13 protein-coding genes and 2 pseudogenes are annotated in these 16,932 nt (G+C 71.5%); 4 read left to right on the top strand and 11 right to left on the bottom strand.

Annotation, left to right across the window (positions count from 1 at the left end; translation table 11 throughout):
* Nucleotides 1–8: 8 nt before the first annotated feature.
* The 7 genes and pseudogenes from ABS735_RS20300 to ABS735_RS20270 form a co-directional block, all read right to left on the bottom strand.
* Nucleotides 9–1,100, bottom strand: a complete 1,092-nt coding sequence (locus ABS735_RS20300; protein WP_373901246.1) for a glutamate--cysteine ligase — start codon at nucleotides 1,098–1,100, stop codon at nucleotides 9–11.
* Between the two features lie 72 nt (nucleotides 1,101–1,172).
* On the bottom strand, nucleotides 1,173–3,398 hold the full coding sequence (glgB, locus tag ABS735_RS20295; protein ID WP_373901247.1) for a 1,4-alpha-glucan branching enzyme: 2,226 nt from the start codon (nucleotides 3,396–3,398) through the stop codon (nucleotides 1,173–1,175).
* A gap of 3 nt (nucleotides 3,399–3,401) precedes the next feature.
* A complete protein-coding gene (locus tag ABS735_RS20290) occupies nucleotides 3,402–4,763 on the bottom strand; it encodes a maltokinase N-terminal cap-like domain-containing protein (protein ID WP_373901248.1) in 1,362 nt (453 codons plus the stop codon).
* Between the two features lie 28 nt (nucleotides 4,764–4,791).
* The gene (gene treS / locus ABS735_RS20285) at nucleotides 4,792–6,510 is read right to left on the bottom strand and encodes a maltose alpha-D-glucosyltransferase (protein WP_373901289.1); all 1,719 of its coding nucleotides are present in this window, start codon (nucleotides 6,508–6,510) and stop codon (nucleotides 4,792–4,794) included.
* Nucleotides 6,507–6,962 (bottom strand): annotated as a pseudogene (locus ABS735_RS20280) (alpha-1,4-glucan--maltose-1-phosphate maltosyltransferase); the annotation flags it as partial. The pseudogene ABS735_RS20280 and the gene treS, both read right to left, overlap by 4 nt.
* Nucleotides 6,963–7,107: 145 nt before the next feature.
* A pseudogene (locus ABS735_RS20275) lies at nucleotides 7,108–8,749 on the bottom strand (maltotransferase domain-containing protein); the annotation flags it as partial.
* A 79-nt stretch (nucleotides 8,750–8,828) separates the two neighbouring features.
* On the bottom strand, nucleotides 8,829–9,101 hold the full coding sequence (locus tag ABS735_RS20270; RefSeq protein ID WP_373902991.1) for a DUF5133 domain-containing protein: 273 nt from the start codon (nucleotides 9,099–9,101) through the stop codon (nucleotides 8,829–8,831).
* A 308-nt stretch (nucleotides 9,102–9,409) separates the two neighbouring features.
* Between ABS735_RS20270 and ABS735_RS20265 the strand changes: the two genes are divergently transcribed.
* Together ABS735_RS20265 and glgX are read left to right on the top strand one after the other, a co-directional pair.
* On the top strand, nucleotides 9,410–9,925 hold the full coding sequence (locus ABS735_RS20265; RefSeq protein WP_373902992.1) for a pep a2: 516 nt from the start codon (nucleotides 9,410–9,412) through the stop codon (nucleotides 9,923–9,925).
* Entirely contained in the window at nucleotides 9,922–12,069 is a 2,148-nt protein-coding gene (gene glgX / locus ABS735_RS20260) for a glycogen debranching protein GlgX (protein WP_373902994.1), read from the top strand. The genes ABS735_RS20265 and glgX overlap by 4 nt, the downstream gene beginning before the upstream one ends.
* Nucleotides 12,070–12,079: 10 nt before the next feature.
* Here the strand turns inward: glgX and ABS735_RS20255 are convergent, their stop codons facing one another.
* A complete protein-coding gene (locus ABS735_RS20255; RefSeq protein ID WP_373902995.1) occupies nucleotides 12,080–12,883 on the bottom strand; it encodes a VOC family protein in 804 nt (267 codons plus the stop codon).
* Between the two features lie 182 nt (nucleotides 12,884–13,065).
* On the opposite strand from ABS735_RS20255, the gene ABS735_RS20250 reads away from it, so the two are divergent.
* Nucleotides 13,066–13,437, top strand: a complete 372-nt coding sequence (locus tag ABS735_RS20250) for an ANTAR domain-containing protein (RefSeq protein ID WP_373902996.1) — start codon at nucleotides 13,066–13,068, stop codon at nucleotides 13,435–13,437.
* Here the strand turns inward: ABS735_RS20250 and ABS735_RS20245 are convergent.
* Entirely contained in the window at nucleotides 13,385–14,176 is a 792-nt protein-coding gene (locus ABS735_RS20245) for a SigB/SigF/SigG family RNA polymerase sigma factor (RefSeq protein WP_373903415.1), read from the bottom strand. The two genes, ABS735_RS20250 and ABS735_RS20245, sit on opposite strands and share 53 nt — an antisense overlap.
* 302 nt (nucleotides 14,177–14,478) lie before the next feature.
* Between ABS735_RS20245 and ABS735_RS20240 the strand changes: the two genes are divergently transcribed.
* Entirely contained in the window at nucleotides 14,479–15,003 is a 525-nt protein-coding gene (locus ABS735_RS20240) for a hypothetical protein (protein WP_373902997.1), read from the top strand.
* Between the two features lie 62 nt (nucleotides 15,004–15,065).
* Here ABS735_RS20240 and hemC read toward each other — a convergent pair whose 3' ends face one another.
* Both hemC and ABS735_RS20230 read right to left on the bottom strand, forming a co-directional pair.
* Entirely contained in the window at nucleotides 15,066–16,001 is a 936-nt protein-coding gene (gene hemC / locus ABS735_RS20235; RefSeq protein ID WP_373902998.1) for a hydroxymethylbilane synthase, read from the bottom strand.
* A gap of 73 nt (nucleotides 16,002–16,074) precedes the next feature.
* Nucleotides 16,075–16,851 carry an NPP1 family protein gene (locus ABS735_RS20230; protein WP_373902999.1) on the bottom strand — a complete coding sequence of 259 codons (777 nt, stop codon included), beginning with the start codon at nucleotides 16,849–16,851 and terminating at the stop codon, nucleotides 16,075–16,077.
* Nucleotides 16,852–16,932 lie beyond the last annotated feature (81 nt).

The raw sequence follows: 16,932 nt of genomic DNA, 5'->3' as shown, positions 1-16,932 counted from the left end.
GGGACCTCTCACGCCGCCTGGGTGCGGCGCACGCACGCGGTGACGACCTCCCGCAGGCTGCCCGTGCGCTCCAGCAGCTCCCGCTGCACCCGGGCGCCGTTGCCGTGCCGAAGCAGCTCGTCGACACCCACGCGCACCCGGTCGAGGTCGCCCGAGGCCGCGAGGGCCTCCCCGGTGTGCTCCAGCAGGGCCCGTACGACCGTCTCCGCGGGCATCCGCCGCATCGTCGCCGGGTGCAGCAACTCCTCCGTCAGCCCGGACCGGGCGGCCCGCCAGGCCGCGAGGCGGAGCAGGCTCACGCTGGCCTCGGCCGGTTCCACGCCCCCGCGCCATTCCCGTGCGGCCGTGTCGACCAGCGCCCGGGCGAGCGCGGCCAGGACGACGGCCGTCGAGGAGTCCAGGCAGACGTCCGCGACCCGGAACTCGACCGTCGGGTACCGCTGGGAGAGCCGCACGTCGAAGTAGACCATCCCGTCGTCGAGGATCGTCCCGGTGGCGAGCATGTCCGCGACCCGGCGGTGGTAGCGCTCCGCCGAGCCGAACAGCTCCGTGGGACCCGCCGACGGCCAGCGCTGCCAGACCCGGCTGCGATAGCTGCTGTAGGAGGAGTCCCGGCCCTGCCAGAACGGCGAGTTCGCGCTCAGCGCGGCCAGCACCGGCAGCCAGGGCCGAACCCGGTCGATCACCGCGACGCCCTCCTCGTCGGACTGGACCGAGACGTGCACGTGGCAGCCGAGGACCAGCTGCTCGTGGACCACGACGCCGTACTGCTCGGCCATCCACTCGTAGCGCCGGTTCACGCCGATGGAGGGCGTCACCGGCAGCGGTGACGTGGCGAGCGCGGCGACGGCGCACCCGATCCCTCCGGCGTGCCGCCCGGCCTCCTCACGGCAGCGGACGATCTCCGCGTGCAGCTGCTCCATGTCCGCCTGCGGATGCGTGGCGAACTCGAGCATCTGCTCGTGCAGCTCCTTCTCGAACACGTCCTGCTCGGCGTCGTCCAGCGAGGCCCGGGCGAGCACGGGGGCGGACAGTGCCCGCGGCTCGCCGGTCGCGGGATCGACCAGGAGGAGCTCCTCCTCCACACCGACGGTGCGCACGTGATGCCGCCCTTCTGTAGGCAGGTGGGACCAACCGACTGCCCCCGGCAGTCGGTCGGACACCTCGTGACCTCACAGGGCGTACGGCATCAGCCAGACCGTCGCCAGCGGAGGCAGCGTGATCCGGATGCTCCCCTGCTCCGGCTTGACCGGGTCCGGGTTGGCCACGCCGCTGCCGCCGTACTCCTCGGCGTCGGTGTTGAGCACCTCCTGCCAGGCGACGGCCTCGTCGCCGACGGCGAGCCCGTACTCGTGCCGGACGACCGGGGAGAAGTTCGACACCGCCAGCAGCGGGCCGCCGTCCGTGCCGTACCGCAGGAACGCGAAGACGTTGTCCTCGGCCGCGTCCACGGAGACCCACCGGAATCCCGCCGGGTCGGTGTCGCGCTGCCACAGGGCGGGGGTGCGCGCGTAGCGGGTGTTGAGGTCCCGGACCAGGTCCCGCACCCCGCGGTGGTCGTCCGCCGAGTGGTACCCCTCGTCAAGGAGCCACCACTCGGGTCCCTGCTTCTCGGACCACTCGGCGCCCTGGGCGAACTCCTGCCCCATGAACAGCAGCTGCTTGCCCGGGTGCGCCCACATGAAGCCCAGGTAGGCGCGCACGTTCGCGCGCCGCTGCCACCAGTCGCCGGGCATCTTCGACACCAGCGCCTGCTTGCCGTGCACCACCTCGTCGTGCGAGATCGGCAGCACGTAGTTCTCGCTGTACGCGTACACCATCGAGAACGTCATCTCGTGGTGGTGGTACTTGCGGTGCACCGGCTCGTGCGCGACGTACTCCAGCGAGTCGTGCATCCAGCCCATGTTCCATTTCAGGCCGAAGCCGAGCCCGCCGGTGTCGGTCGGCCGGGTCACCCCGCCCCACGCGGTCGACTCCTCGGCGATGGTCACCACACCGGGGCAGCGCCGGTAGACGGTCGCGTTCATCTCCTGGAGGAAGGCCATGGCCGCCAGGTCCTCCCGGCCGCCGTACTGGTTGGGCTCCCACTGACCGGAGTCGCGCGAGTAGTCCAGGTACAGCATCGAGGCGACCGCGTCGACCCTGAGGCCGTCGATGTGGAACTCCTCGCACCAGTACACGGCGTTCGCCACGAGGAAGTTGCGCACCTCCGTGCGCGCGAAGTCGAAGGTGTACGTCCCCCAGTCCGGGTGCTCCGCGCGCCGTGAGTCCCCGGGCTCGTACAGCGGGTCGCCGTCGAAGCGGCCCAGCGCCCAGTCGTCCTTCGGGAAGTGCGCCGGCACCCAGTCCATGATCACGCCGATCCCGGCCCGGTGCAGCGCGTCCACCAGGTACCGGAAGTCGTCCGGCGAGCCGAGGCGCGCGGTCGGCGCGTAGAAGCCGGTGACCTGGTAGCCCCAGGACGGCCCGTAGGGGTGCTCGGCGACCGGCATCAGCTCGACGTGGGTGAAGCCCAGGTCCTTGACGTACGCGGGCAGTTCGTCGGCCAGCTCGCGGTAGGTCAGACCGGGCCGCCAGGACGCCAGGTGCACCTCGTACACCGAGAACGGCGCCTCGTGCACGGGCGTGTCGGCCCGGGTCCGCATCCACTGGGCGTCACCCCATTCGTAGCGCGAGGCGGTCACCACGGACGCGGTGTTCGGCGGTTCCTCGGCCGCGCGGGCCATCGGGTCGGCCTTGAGGAACCGGTGCCCGTACCGGGAGTGGATCTCGAACTTGTACCGGGTGCCCTCGCCGACGCCCGGCAGGAACAGTTCCCACACCCCGGACGAACCCAGCGAACGCATCGGGAACGCCGTGCCGTCCCAGTGCGTGAAGTCGGTGGCGACCCGCACGCCCTGGGCGTTCGGCGCCCACACCGTGAACCGGGTGCCGGTGACGCCCTCGTGCGTCATCGGCTCCGCGCCGAGGGCCCGCCACAGCTGTTCGTGCCGGCCCTCACCGATCAGGTGCAGGTCCAGCTCGCCGAGGGCGGGCAGGAAACGGTACGGGTCGTGCGTCTCCTGCGGCTCGCCTTCCTCGTACGCCACCACCAGCGTGTACGCCGGGATCTCGGTCAGCGGCAGGACGGCGGAGAACAGGCCGTCCCCCTCCGACACGAGGGCGTGGCGCTCGCCGTCCACGACCACGCCCACCTCGCGGGCGAAGGGGCGCAGTGCGCGGAAGGCGACACCGCCGGGCACGGGGTGGGCGCCCAGGAGGGCGTGCGGGTCGTGGTGGGCGCCCGCCAGCAGGCGCCCCCGGTCGTGGGGGTCCAGGGGCGGCGCGGTCGCGCACGCACCGGGTGCGGGCGCGACGGGACCGGACGGCTCGGGGATCGAGGTGTCGCGGAGGGCCACGGGTCAGTCTCCTCTCACGGCGAGTCGTTCGATCGCCGCCATGGGTACGGGAAGCCAGTCGGGGCGGTGCCGGGCCTCGTACAGCACCTCATACACGGCGCGGTCCGTCTCGTAGGCGCGCAGCAGGCCGTGCTTCTTGCGGGGGTCCCAGCCGGCGCGGGCGGCGTAGCCCGCGCAGAACGCCTCCCGGCAGCGGCGCGCCCACTCGGGGCGCCACGGGCGGCGCTGCCGGGCGGCGTAGTCGAAGGAGCGCAGCATCCCCGCGATGTCGCGGACGGGGGAGTGGGCGCTGCGCCGTTCGGCAAGCGGGCGCGAGGGTTCGCCCTCGAAGTCGATGACGAACCAGTCCCGGCCGGCCCGCAGCACCTGACCCAGGTGCAGGTCGCCGTGAATGCGCTGGGCGGGCGGTCCCGAGTCGCAGGTGGACAGCGCCGCGAAGGCCGCCCGCAGCCCCGGGACGAAGGGCTGCAGCGCGGGTACGCAGTGCGCGGCCGCGGTGAGGCGCTCGGTCATCGCCGCCGCCGTGCGGTCGTTCTCGCCGGGGGCGCCGACCGGGAAGGCGGAGGCCAGCGCGAGGTGCACGTCGCCCATCGCCCGCCCCAGCTCGTGGGCCTGCACGGTGAACTCGTCCCCGGCGGCGAGTGCGTTCAGGGAAAGGGTCCAGCCGTCGGAGGCGCCGTGCAGGAACGGCTGGAGCACGCCGAGCGTGGCCTGGTACGGATGGGTCGTGCGCATCCACGCCACCGGCGCGGGCACCCGGCCGCAGCCCTGCCGGGCCAGCGCGTCCGGCACTTCCAGGTCCGGGTTGACACCGGGCTGGACGCGCCGGAAGAGCTTCAGGATGAACTCGTCGCCGTAGATCAGCGAGGAATTGGACTGCTCGGCGTCCAGCAGTCGTGGCGCGAGACCGCCGGGCACCGGACGCGCGGGGTCTGCCTCGAAGCGCAGCGGCCCCGCCTTGCCGGGATGCCGGAGCCGTTCAAGGAGCAGCTGGGCGGTCCGCGGGTCGTGCAGCGCGTCGTAGACCGTCCGCCCGGCCAGCGGACCGTCCTGCACCTGCCCGATGATCGCCCGGCCCAGGCGCGGCGAAGGCTGCTCGCGCACGCCGAGCAGCAACTGGTAGCAGTCCCCGGCCGGGGGAGCGCCACCGGGGGAGGGCACGGAGCCCTGCCCGGTGTGCACCAGGAGGTGCAGACAGCCCGGGAACAGCTCGGTCATCGACAGCAGACCCAGCTCGGCCACGGGCCGGTCCTTGCCCGCGAACCAGCGCTGGCGCGGCAGCCACTGGCGCAGCAACTCGCCGAGCGACGCCATCGGCTCGGCGAGCTGCCCGCGTCTGGGGCGCAGGGGTGCGGTCTTCGGCATGGTGACGCGTCCTTTCCTCGGCCCACGCTCAAGCGCGGCGGCCGATGCGGGATGCGACTCGGGTGAGCCGGAACCAGTAGAAGCCGTGGCCCCCGAGGGTCAGCAGGTACGGCAGTTCGCCGATCGCGGGGAAGCGGACCTCGCCGAACAGCTCGACCGGATGGCGTCCGGCGAACTCGCGCAGGTCCAGCTCGGTGGGCTGGGCGAACCGCGCGAAGTTGTTCACGCACAGGACCAGGTCGTCCTCGTACTCGCGCAGGAAGGCCAGCACCGCGGGGTTGGAGGAGGGCAGTTCGGTGTAGGTGCCCAGGCCGAAGGCGGGGTTCTGCTTGCGGATCTCGATCATGCGGCGGGTCCAGTGCAGCAGCGACGAGGGCGAGGCCATGGACGCCTCGACGTTCGTCACCTGGTAGCCGTAGACCGGGTCCATGATCGTGGGCAGGTAGAGGCGTCCCGGGTCGCAGGTCGAGAAGCCGGCGTTGCGGTCCGGGGTCCACTGCATCGGGGTGCGTACGGCGTCGCGGTCGCCGAGCCAGATGTTGTCGCCCATGCCGATCTCGTCGCCGTAGTAGAGGATCGGCGATCCCGGGAGAGCGAGGAGCAGCGCGGTGAACAGCTCGATCTGGTCGCGGTCGTTGTCCAGCAGGGTGGCGAGCCGGCGGCGGATGCCGATGTTGGCGCGCATGCGCGGGTCCTTGGCGTACTCCGCGTACATGTAGTCGCGCTCTTCGTCGGTGACCATTTCCAGGGTCAGCTCGTCGTGGTTGCGCAGGAAGATGCCCCACTGGCAGCCGGAGGGGATGGCCGGGGTCTTGGCGAGGATTTCCGAGACCGGGTAGCGGGACTCGCGGCGCACGGCCATGAAGATGCGGGGCATGACCGGGAAGTGGAAGGCCATGTGGCACTCGTCGCCGCCCGCGGAGTAGTCGCCGAAGTAGTCGACCACGTCCTCCGGCCACTGGTTGGCCTCGGCCAGCAGCACCGTGTCCGGGTACTGCGCGTCGATCTCGCGGCGTACCCGCTTGAGGAAGGCGTGACTGGCGGGCAGGTTCTCGCAGTTGGTGCCCTCTTCGGCGTACAGGTAGGGCACGGCGTCGAGACGGTAGCCGTCGACCCCCAGGTCCAGCCAGAACTTCAGGGCGGCCAGCATCTCCTCCTGCACGGCCGGGTTCTCGTAGTTGAGGTCGGGCTGGTGGGAGAAGAAGCGGTGCCAGTAGTACTGGCCGCGGACCGGGTCGTAGGTCCAGTTGGACGCCTCGGTGTCGACGAAGATGATCCGGGCGTCGGCGTACTGGGTGTCGTCGTCGGCCCAGACGTAGTAGTCGCCGTACGGGCCGTCCGGGTTCTTCCGGGACTCCTGGAACCACGGGTGCTGGTCGCTGGTGTGGTTCATGACGAAGTCGATGATCACGCGCATGCCGCGCTGGTGCGCCGCGTCGACGAAGGCGACGAAGTCGGCGAGGTCGCCGAACTCGGGCAGCACGGCGGTGTAGTCGGAGACGTCGTAGCCGCCGTCGCGCAGCGGTGACTTGAAGAAGGGCGGGAGCCACAGGCAGTCCACGCCCAGCCATTGCAAGTAGTCCAGCTTGGCGGTCAGGCCCTTCAGGTCGCCGACGCCGTCGCCGTTGCTGTCCTGGAAGGAGCGGACGAGGACCTCGTAGAAGACGGCTCGTTTGAACCAGTCCGGGTGCCGGTCCCCCGCGGGGGTGTCCTCGAAGGTGTCCGGCACGGGCTCGTTGACGGTCATGAGGCTCCTGCCCCTCCGTTCTGCGGCGCGCCGGCGGACGGCCGCCGGACGTGGAAGACGTGGGCGGGAGCCCGGCCGGGCTCGAGCCGCACGTAGTTCGTCCGGCCCCAGTGGTAGGTCCGACCCGTGAGTTCGTCGTGGACCGGCACGGACTCGTGCCAGTCCAGGCCGAGCTGCGGCATGTCGAGCGAGATCGTGGCCTCCTGGATGCGATGCGGATCGAGGTTGGCGACCACCAGGACGACGTCGGACCCGACGCGCTTGCTGTACGCGATGAGCGCGTCGTTGTCGGTGTGGTGGAAGCGGAGGTTCCTCAGCCGGTGCAGCGCGGGATGGGCGCGCCGGATGGTGTTGAGGCGGGTGATGAGGGGGGCGATGGTGGTGCCCTCGTGTTCGGCGCGGGTCCAGTCGCGGGGTTTGAGCTGGTACTTCTCGCTGTCGAGGTATTCCTCGCTGCCTTCGCGCAGGGGGGTGTTCTCGCAGAGTTCGTAGCCGCTGTAGATGCCCCAGGCGGGGGAGAGGGTGGCGGCGAGGACGGCGCGGACCTCGAAGGCGGGGCGGTGGGTCGAGGTATTCCTCGCTGCCTTCGCGCAGGGGGGTGTTCTCGCAGAGTTCGTAGCCGCTGTAGATGCCCCAGGCGGGGGAGAGGGTGGCGGCGAGGACGGCGCGGACCTCGAAGGCGGGGCGGTGGCCGTGCTGGAGGTAGGCGTGGAGGATGTCGGGGGTGTTGGCGAAGAAGTTGGGCCGCATGTAGGAGGCGGCGTCCCCCGTGAGTTCGGTGAGGTACTCCGTCAGTTCGGCTTTGGTGTTGCGCCAGGTGAAGTAGGTGTAGGACTGCTGGAAGCCGACCTGGGCGAGGGTGTGCATCATCGCGGGGCGGGTGAAGGCCTCGGCGAGGAAGACGACGTCGGGGTCGGCGCCGTTGATCTCGGCGATGACGCGTTCCCAGAAGGCGACGGGTTTGGTGTGGGGGTTGTCGACGCGGAAGATCCGCACGCCGTGGTCCATCCAGTGCCGCAGGACGCGCACCGTTTCCGCGACGAGTCCGTCGGGGTCGGTGTCGAAGGCGATGGGGTAGATGTCCTGGTACTTCTTGGGCGGGTTCTCGGCGTGGGCGATGGTGCCGTCGGGGCGGTGGTGGAACCACTCGGGGTGTTTGTGGACCCAGGGGTGGTCGGGGGAGCACTGGAGGGCGAAGTCCAGGGCCACTTCGAGGTCCAGGCGTGCGGCTTCGGTGACGAAGTGGTCGAAGTCGTCGAGGGTGCCCAGGGCGGGGTGGACGGTGTCGTGGCCGCCTTCGGGGGAGCCGATGGCCCAGGGGACGCCGACGTCGTCGCCGGTGGCGGAGAGGGTGTTGTTGCGGCCTTTGCGGTGGGTGGTGCCGATGGGGTGGATCGGGGGGAGGTAGACGACGTCGAAGCCCATCGCGGCGATCGCCGGGAGGCGGCGGGCGGCGGTGCGGAAGGTGCCGTGGGGCTGGGTGGGGGTGCCCTCGGAGCGGGGGAAGAACTCGTACCAGGCGCCGTACAGGGCGCGTTCCCGCTCGACCAGCAGGGGCAGCGGCTCGGAGGAGGTGACCAGGTCCCGCAGGGGGTGGCGGGCCAGGACCGCGTCCACCTTCGGAGCGGGGGAAGAACTCGTACCAGGCGCCGTACAGGGCGCGTTCCCGCTCGACCAGCAGGGGCAGCGGCTCGGAGGAGGTGACCAGGTCCCGCAGGGGGTGGCGGGCCAGGACCGCGTCCACCTCCGGCGTCAACGCCGCCGCCAAACGGGTGGCCACCGGCAGTGTGTCGTCGAGCAGGGTCTCCGCCGCGGCCAGCACCACCGACCGTCCGGAGTCCGCCGGCACGCCCGCGGCGGCCCGCCGGTACAGCTCCGCCCCCTCCTCCAGGACGAGGCCGGTGTCGATGCCGGCCGGGACCTTGATCCGTGCGTGGTGCCGCCAGGTCGCGACGGGGTCGCTCCACGCCTCCACCCGGTACGTCCAGTTGCCCGGTGCTCCCGGGCAGACCTCGGCGCCCCAGCGGTCGGTGCCCGGGGCCAGCTCCCGCATCGGCGTCCAGGGGCCCGGCCGGCCCTCGGGGTCCTTCAGCACGACGTTGGCGGCCACCGCGTCGTGCCCCTCCCGGAACACGGTCGCGGTGACCTCGAACGTCTCTCCCGTCACCGCCTTCGCCGGGCGCCTGCCGTTCTCCACCACCGGGTGGACGTCCCGGACCGGGATACGTCCGATCCCCATGGTCGCACTCATCCGCATCTCACCTCCGCCGTGCTCGGGGCCGGGCGCGGGCCCGGCCGATTGGGTTGGGCCGATCGGGTCAGGCCGCACCCGAGGGGGTCTTGTGCCCCGTCGGGGAGAGCCGCTCCGTCCGCTCCTGCGCATGGGTGAGCAGGTTCGTCCGCAGATACCTTTCGGCGGCGTCCGCCGCCTCGCGTGCGCACCGCTTCCCCATCAGCACGCAGAGGGTGTATCCGGAGTCCTCGAAGGTGGTCCGGACGGCGACGTCCGTGGGGGACGCCAGCATCGAGCGTTCCCAGGCGCGGTAATGCCGCAGCTGCCGGGCGACTTCGCTCTTCGCGGGGAGCAGCATGGCCGGTCACCTTCCGGACGGTCCGGTGGTACGGACGATCGGGTTCTGGACGATCGGGGTCAGGGACGGTCGAGTTCTTCACACATGGTGCATGGATGGTGACAGCCCGTCTTGTTGGATCTTCAACTGCTTTTCGCCGCCCGCGCCCGTCCGGATTCCGGCTCCGAGCTGCTCGTGTTGCACGAATGGACTACCGCTCCCACTCTGGAGTGACTCAGAAGCGATCAGCGCTCACGCTTCGTGATCGGGGAGCCCGTCCCCCAAGGGACGTGGAGGAGCGAGAGCCCTCGCGGTGAGGAGCCACGACGATGAAGACCGCAGTGCCCTGCTACTACCACCTCGACGTGGAAGTGAGCCCGGAACGGGTCGGACAGGTCAGGCGCATCCTGGCCGCTCACCTCCGGTTCTGGAACCTGGAGAACCTCGTCGAACCCGTCTGTTCGGGCGCCGAGATGCTGCTGCTGGCGATCGACGAGCACGCGAGCGACAAGAACACGTCGATCGAGATGTGGTGGAACCGCCAGCACCTCATCACGGCCGTAGGGGGCAACGACCAGGCGCTCCGTCCCGACCAGGACCTGCGCACCTGTCTGCAGCACCTCGCCGCCAACAGCGACGGCTGGGGCTGCTGCGCCACCGACACCGGTTCGAAGGTCATCTGGTTCTCGCGCCGCGCCCGCGCCGGCGAGCGCGTCCCGCTGGTCGCGACGGATCCCGAGCCGATCACCCAGGAGGGGCTGGAAGTGCCGCGTGAGATCATGCCGGTGGCCCGGGTGGCCGGCTGGGCACGTACGGGCGACGGCGTGCTGGAGGAGGCCCGGTGACCCGCGCCAGGCCGAACTGGAAGGGGGCGCCCGTGTGGAGCGGGCTCCCCTACCCCCTGGGGGCCGCGTACGACGGACAGGGCACCAACTTCGCCCTGTTCAGCGAGGTCGCCGAGCGGGTCGACCTCGTGCTCGTCGACGACGACGGCAACCACAGCACCATCCCGCTGCCCGACGTGGACGGCTTCGTCTGGCACTGCTACCTGCCCGGCGTCGGCCCGGGACAGCGCTACGGCTACCGGGTCCACGGCCCGTGGGCCCCGGCCGTCGGCCACCGCTGCAACCCGGCGAAGCTGCTCCTCGACCCGTACACCCGGGCCGTGGACGGGCTGGTGGACAACCACGCCTCCCTCTTCGAGCGGGCCCGGGGCAAGGCGGACCCGGGCGACAGCGCCGGGCACACCATGCTCGGCGTGGTCACCGACCCCTTCTTCGACTGGGGCGACGACCGACCGCCCAGGCGCCCCTACTCGGAGAGCGTCATCTACGAGGCCCACGTCCGCGGACTCAGCCGCACCCACCCCGGCGTCCCCGAGGAACTGCGCGGCACCTACGCCGGCCTCGCGCACCCGGCGGTCGTCGAGCACCTGACGTCCCTCGGCGTGACGGCCGTGGAGCTGATGCCGGTGCACCAGTTCGTCCACGACGGGGTGCTCCAGGACCGGGGCCTGTCCAACTACTGGGGCTACAACACCATCGGCTTCTTCGCGCCCCACAACGGCTACGCCGCCCTCGGCACGCGCGGCCAGCAGGTCAGCGAGTTCAAGTCGATGGTCAAGACCCTGCACGAGGCCGGCCTCGAAGTGATCCTCGACGTGGTCTACAACCACACCGCCGAGGGCAACGAGAAGGGCCCCACCCTCTCCTTCCGCGGCATCGACAACGCCTCGTACTACCGCCTGGTGGACGGCGACTGGCAGCACTACTACGACACCACCGGCACCGGCAACAGCCTGCTGATGCGCCACCCCTACGTGCTCCAGCTCATCATGGACTCGCTGCGGTACTGGGTCACCGAGATGCACGTCGACGGGTTCCGCTTCGACCTCGCGGCCACCCTGGCCCGGCAGTTCCACGAGGTGGACCGGCTGTCCGCGTTCTTCGACCTCATCCAGCAGGACCCGGTGATCAGCCGCGTCAAGCTGATCGCCGAGCCCTGGGACGTCGGCGAGGGCGGCTACCAGGTGGGCAACTTCCCGCAGCTGTGGTCGGAGTGGAACGGCATGTACCGCGACGCCGTACGGGACTTCTGGCGCGGCGAGGACCACACCCTCGGCGAGTTCGCCTCCCGGCTGACCGGCTCCTCCGACCTCTACCAGCACAGCAGGCGCCGCCCGCGCGCCAGCGTCAACTTCGTCACCGCGCACGACGGCTTCACGCTGCGCGACCTCGTCTCGTACAACGACAAGCACAACGACGCCAACGGCGAGAACAACCGGGACGGCGAGAGCCACAACCGGTCCTGGAACTGCGGCGCGGAGGGCGACACCAAGGACCCGGCCGTCCGGGAACTGCGCGGCCGGCAGCAGCGCAACTTCCTGGCCACGCTCCTGCTCTCGCAGGGCATCCCGATGATCTGCCACGGCGACGAACTGGGTCGCACCCAGCGCGGCAACAACAACGCCTACTGCCAGGACAACGAGATCTCCTGGATCGACTGGCGCCTCGGCGACGAGCAGCGCGCGCTGCTCGACTTCGCCCGGCGCCTGATCGCACTGCGCGCCGACCACCCCGTGCTGCGCCGGCGCCGCTACTTCCGCGGCGAGACGGTCACCCATGCGGAGCAGCCGCTGCCCGACCTGGTGTGGCTGCGGCCGGACGCGCGGGAGATGACCGACGACGACTGGCAGCGCTCCGACGCGCACATCGTCGGCGTGTTCCTCAACGGCGACGCCATCGCCGAACCCGACCCCCGGGGCCGGGCCGTCGTCGACGACTCCTTCCTGCTGCTGCTCAACAGCCACTGGGAGCCGGCCGACTTCCGGCTGCCCGACGTCACCTACGGCGAACGCTGGACGACCCTGGTCGACACGGCCGACCCGGAGGGCGTCCCCGACGAGGCCGAGCACAAGGCGGGCACCCGGCTGACCGTCGAGCAGCGCAGCCTGGTGCTGCTCTCCCGGCCGTCCCGCACCGGCCGGTGAGCCGGTGAGGTCAGCTGCCGAGGCGGCGCGCGGTCACCGTGAACTGCGCGCCGTCGGCGTCCCGGAGCACCGCCTCGTCCTCGCTCAGGGAGAGCACGCTGCCGCCGTGCCGCTCCGCGGCGCGGGCGCAGGCCGTGACGTCCTCGACGGCGAAGTGGACCTGCCAGTGCGGCCGCACGGCCGGGTCCGGGGCGGCTCCCAGGGCCCCCGACTCGATGCGGGCCACCACCTCGTCCTCCTGGCGCAGGACCACCTCGTCACCCTCGTACCGGACCTCGCAGCAGCCCTGCCCCGACGCCCAGTCGAAGATCTCGCCGTAGAAGATGGCCGCGTCGAAGGCGTCACGGGTGTGCAGCCGGATGAAGGCGGGGCGCTTGGTGCGCCAGGCGTCCCAGTCCGAGAACAGCTCGCCCTCCCAGATCCCGAACGTCGCGCCGTCCCGGTCGGCGAGCAGGGCCGCCCGCCCCGGCGGCAGGGAGATCGGCCCGACGGCGGCGGTGCCGCCGCGCTCCTGCGCCCGCGACGCGGCCTCGTCGGCACTGCGCACGGCGAAGTACGGCGTCCAGGCCACCGCCATCTGCCACATCGCGGCGACGGCGGCGATCCCGGCCACCGGCACCCCGTCGGCCAGGGCGATGCGGAAGGGCTCGCCCAGCCGGGCGGGCCGCCACTGCCAGCCCAGCACGGCGGAGTAGAACTCCTCGGTGGCCTTCAGATCACGGCTGGTGAGACTCACCCAGCAGGGGGCCCCGTAGACGGAGTGCGTGGACAGCAGGCCCTCCCTGCGGGCGGAGGAGGTCATGTCGTGGTTCATGGCAGTCGTGTCCTGGTCTCGTCCACCGGCAGCCACCGGCTCCACACCAGTGTCCGGCCGGGAGTGCGGCGGGCGCCTGGCGAGTACCCCGCACATGGCGCCGAAACGGTGGCGCGCCCGCCCCGGGCGGCCCGGTGGCGCGGCACGCCACGGCTGGCGAGGATGGGGGTCCGGAGGTGACCATGCCCCCCACCGACGTGCGCCCGGGCCCTGCCCCGGGCGCGGATTCCGACTCGGACCAGATATTCCGGCTGCAGGAGGAGGTCCGGCAGCTCAAGGAGGCGGTCGTATCGCACGCCGTCGTCGACCAGGCGATCGGTGTGATCATCGTCCTCGGCGGGGTGACGCCGGACGAGGGGTGGATCGTCCTGAAGGAAGTTTCCCAGCATACGAACATCAAACTCCGCAATGTGGCGGAAACGGTACTCATCTGGGGGCGCACCGGAGTGATGCCGCCGGAAATCCTGGCCGCTCTGGAGGACCGCCTGGGGCGGCCCGCGTTCAGCGGGCCTCCGCCAGGATCTCCTCGCGTATCCGGTCGAAGCAGCCGGTGAGCAGCCGGGAGACGTGCATCTGGGAGATGCCGAGCTGCTGGGCGATGCGACTCTGCGTCATCCCTCCGAAGAAGCGCAGGTAGAGGATGGTGCGCTCGCGTTCGGGCAGCGCCTCAAGGCAGGGCCGCACGGCCACCCGGTCCACGACCGCGTCGAAGGCGGGATCGGGGCCGCCCAGCGCGTCACCGAGGGCGTACCCGTCGGTGCCGGGCATCTCCGCCTCCAGTGACAGCGCGGAGAAGCACTCCAGGGCCTCCATGCCGGTACGCACCTCGACCGTGGTCAGTTGCGCGTGCTCGGCGATCTCCTCGACGGTCGGGGGACGCCCCGGCGTGGTCTGCGCCAGCTCCTTCGCCGATCTGCGGACCCGGTTGCGCAGATCCTGGATCCGGCGCGGCACGTGCAGCGTCCACATGTGGTCGCGGAAGTGCCGTTTGATCTCCCCGGTCACGGTCGGCACGGCGTACGCCTCGAAGGCGTGGCCGCGCTCCGGGTCGTAGTGGTCCACGGCCTTGACCAGGCCCAGGGCCGCCACCTGATACAGATCCTCCAGGTTCTCGCCGCGGCCCCGGAAGCGGACGGCGATCCGCTCCGCCATGGGCAGCCAGACCCGGATCAGTTCGTCCCGCAGCGCCTTGCGCTCGGGTCCCTCGGGCAGCCCGGCGAGACGGTCGAACGCCGCGGCCGTGTCGGGGGCGTCGTCGTGCGGGTGGGGCTTGGTTCTGCCGGCGACACGCATCACGCGCACCTCCCTCAGCAGGGGTGCTGGCAAGTCCTCGTATATATGGATACTGAGCGCGAATGCCCCGAACGGCCACTCGAACGGCTGCGTACCGGTGACCGGACGGCCGCCCGGTCGCGGGACGTGATGTGCGGCACGCTCCGGGTGATCGCGCGGACGGGCGCCGGCGGATCGTCCCTGCGCAACGCTTGATCATCGATCAAAAGGGGCGAAGCTGCTGGCCACAGCGCATTCCGCTCATTTGACAGTGCGATCGGCGCACAGATAGGAAGCAGCGTCGAGAGGTCGAGAGGGGCACCGTGTACGAGCCGAACGTGGTCGGGGACTGGCAGGAGTACGACGAGCACGCCGGCCTGCGGGTCCGTGTCCACCGTCTTGAGCCGGCCGAGCCGCCGCGTGGGCGTGACGACGCCGCCGAGGGGCTGACGTACTTCCGGGTCCGGGTGACCGTCGAGAACCGGGGCGTGCGGCAGCTCGGCATCCACCTGGAGGACGGCCAGATCGACGTGCGGATCGGCCCCGACGGGGAGAGTGCCTTCCTCGACTGGCGCAACTCCCAGTTCATCGAGGGCTTCGACGTGTACCCGCTGCGCCGGGCCACCGCCGTGCTCTACGGAGCCGGCCCGGAGGCGAGCCTGAGCCTGGTCGACGTCCAGGTGCAGCTGAGGGTGGACGAGGAGTGGGCCGACCGCCGGCTGTGGAGCGGCGCCCTCGGGCTGCCCGACGGGGCCGGCGCCGCCCCGTGCGGCACGGCACGGGACGAGGGCGTGGCACACCAGGTGAGCGCCTTCCTGCGGGGCCAGTCGGAGGAGGGCTCCGCCTGACCCGCTGATCTGCCGGACGGCCGCTCCCGCCGAGCGGCCGCTCCCAGGGGGCGATGCCGCTCTCAGTGGGCGATGCCGTCGATGATCTCCCGGGCGCCCTGCCGCAGCAGGGCCACCGCGACCGAGGTGCCGAGGGTCGCCGGGTCGAGCCGGCCCGCGCACTCGTGGGCGTTCAGCCGGGTCTTGCCGTCCGGGGTGAAGACGCAGGCCCGCAGCGAGAGTTCCCCGCTCCGGTCGACGCGGGCGTGCCCGGCGATCGGGCTGTTGCAGTGCCCCTGCAGGACGTGCAGGAACGTGCGCTCCGCCGTCGCCTCCCGGTGTGTTTCAGGGTGCCCGAGGCCGCTCACCGCGTCGATCAGGCCGCTGTCGCCCTCGCGGCACTGCAGGGCGAGGATGCCCGCGCCGATCGGCGGCATCATCGTCTCGGGGGAGAGGACCTCGCTGATCACGTCGGCCCGGCCGATGCGCTCCAGACCGGAGACGGCGAGCAGCAGCGCGTCCGCCTCGCCCGCGGCGAGTTTCGCCAGCCGCCGGTTGGCGTTGCCGCGGAACGGCACGCACCGCAGGTGCGGGTGGGTGGCGGCCAGCTGGGCGACACGGCGCACCGAGGACGTGCCGACGCGCGTCCCCTCCGGCAGCTCGGCCAGGGCGAGCCCGTCGGGGTGGACTAGCGCGTCCCGCACGTCGTCCCGCTTCAGGAACGCGGCGAACACCGTGCCGGCGGGCAGCGGCCGGTCGGCGGGCACGTCCTTGACGCAGTGCACCGCGAGATCGGCCTCGCCCGACAGCAGCGCGGCGTCGACCTCCTTGGTGAACGCGCCCTTGCCCTCCACCTGCGACAGGTCCCCGAGCCACTTGTCGCCGGTGGTCCTCACCGGTACGACCTCGGTGCGCACGCCGGGGTGGAGGGCCGCCAACTCGGCCCGGACGCGCTCGACCTGAGCCAGCGCCATGGGCGAGTCGCGGGAGACGATGCGGATCAGTTCGGGGGCGGACATGCGGACACGATAGTGCGCGCGGGGGCGTCCACGGGTCGAGGTCCGCTCGACCGGCCCGTTGCCGCCCCCCGTCTCACGCGTACGGGTCGAAGGGGACGCCGGCGGGCTTGGCGGCGGCCAGGTGGGGGGCGAAGCCGGCGTCCTTGAGGCCGAAGTCGGCGCTGCCGAAGTCGTAGGCGCTCAGCTTGTCGCGCAGGCCCGCCGGGTAGCCGTCCCAGCCCACCAGGGCCGGGTACTGCCAGGTGCCCTTGTGGTTCTCCGGCGGCTCGTCGCCCGAGGTCGCCAGGCGGAAGCAGTGGGTGCTGATGCCGTCCTTGTGGTAGACGATCTTCGGATGGGTGCCGTCGAAGCGGACGGCCGACCGCTCGTGCACGCTGAACGAGCCGTGGTTGGACGTCGACACGTACTGCACGGTGTCGTCCTTCACCCACACCACGACGTGCTCCCAGTCGTGCCGGTGTCCGCCGAGGCTCGTGCCGGGCAGCGCCTGGTCCTTCTCGAAGTAGAGGCCGTACATGTAGGCGCACCACCCGTTGTCGCACTTGGCGCGCGAGTAGCCGTTGGTGTTGTCCAGGTCGGAGGCGTCGCGGCAGTTGCCGTTGAGCGCGCCGGTCGGGTTCAGCCCGCCGTTGACCGCTCCGTCGGCGCCGATGGCCGGGGTGGGGTAGCAGCCGTCGGTGTCGTAGTCGAAGGCGGGCTGGTACGCCCGCTCCAGACGGTCGGCGTTGCCGGGCAGCCCCGGCGGCGGGGCGGCGAACGCGGTGGCGGGAAAGGCGACGACGAGGGCGAGGGCACCCAGCGGTGCGGCGAGCCATCTCCGGCGGGGCGTTGCGGCGGTACGCGAGGGCATCGCGTCCTCCTCAGGCTGGCGCAGCCCAACGGCTGTGGGGGGAAGGGGAGTTCAGGGTCCCCTCTTTTCACGCCCGCGCCA

The sequence above is a fragment of the Streptomyces sp. MMCC 100 genome, from assembly GCF_041538145.2.
In the GTDB taxonomy this organism is placed as follows: domain Bacteria; phylum Actinomycetota; class Actinomycetes; order Streptomycetales; family Streptomycetaceae; genus Streptomyces.
This window is presented reverse-complemented; position numbering and strand designations above follow the sequence as displayed.

Coding starts and splice junctions, on each gene's coding strand:
- ABS735_RS20250 (WP_373902996.1), top strand. CDS start 13,066: ATGCCCCCCACCGACGTGCGCCCGGGCCCTGCCCCGGGCGCGGATTCC.
- ABS735_RS20270 (WP_373902991.1), bottom strand. CDS start 9,101: ATGCTGCTCCCCGCGAAGAGCGAAGTCGCCCGGCAGCTGCGGCATTAC.
- ABS735_RS20230 (WP_373902999.1), bottom strand. CDS start 16,851: ATGCCCTCGCGTACCGCCGCAACGCCCCGCCGGAGATGGCTCGCCGCA.
- ABS735_RS20265 (WP_373902992.1), top strand. CDS start 9,410: ATGAAGACCGCAGTGCCCTGCTACTACCACCTCGACGTGGAAGTGAGC.
- ABS735_RS20245 (WP_373903415.1), bottom strand. CDS start 14,176: ATGCGTGTCGCCGGCAGAACCAAGCCCCACCCGCACGACGACGCCCCC.
- ABS735_RS20255 (WP_373902995.1), bottom strand. CDS start 12,883: ATGAACCACGACATGACCTCCTCCGCCCGCAGGGAGGGCCTGCTGTCC.
- hemC (WP_373902998.1), bottom strand. CDS start 16,001: ATGTCCGCCCCCGAACTGATCCGCATCGTCTCCCGCGACTCGCCCATG.
- ABS735_RS20290 (WP_373901248.1), bottom strand. CDS start 4,763: ATGCCGAAGACCGCACCCCTGCGCCCCAGACGCGGGCAGCTCGCCGAG.
- treS (WP_373901289.1), bottom strand. CDS start 6,510: ATGACCGTCAACGAGCCCGTGCCGGACACCTTCGAGGACACCCCCGCG.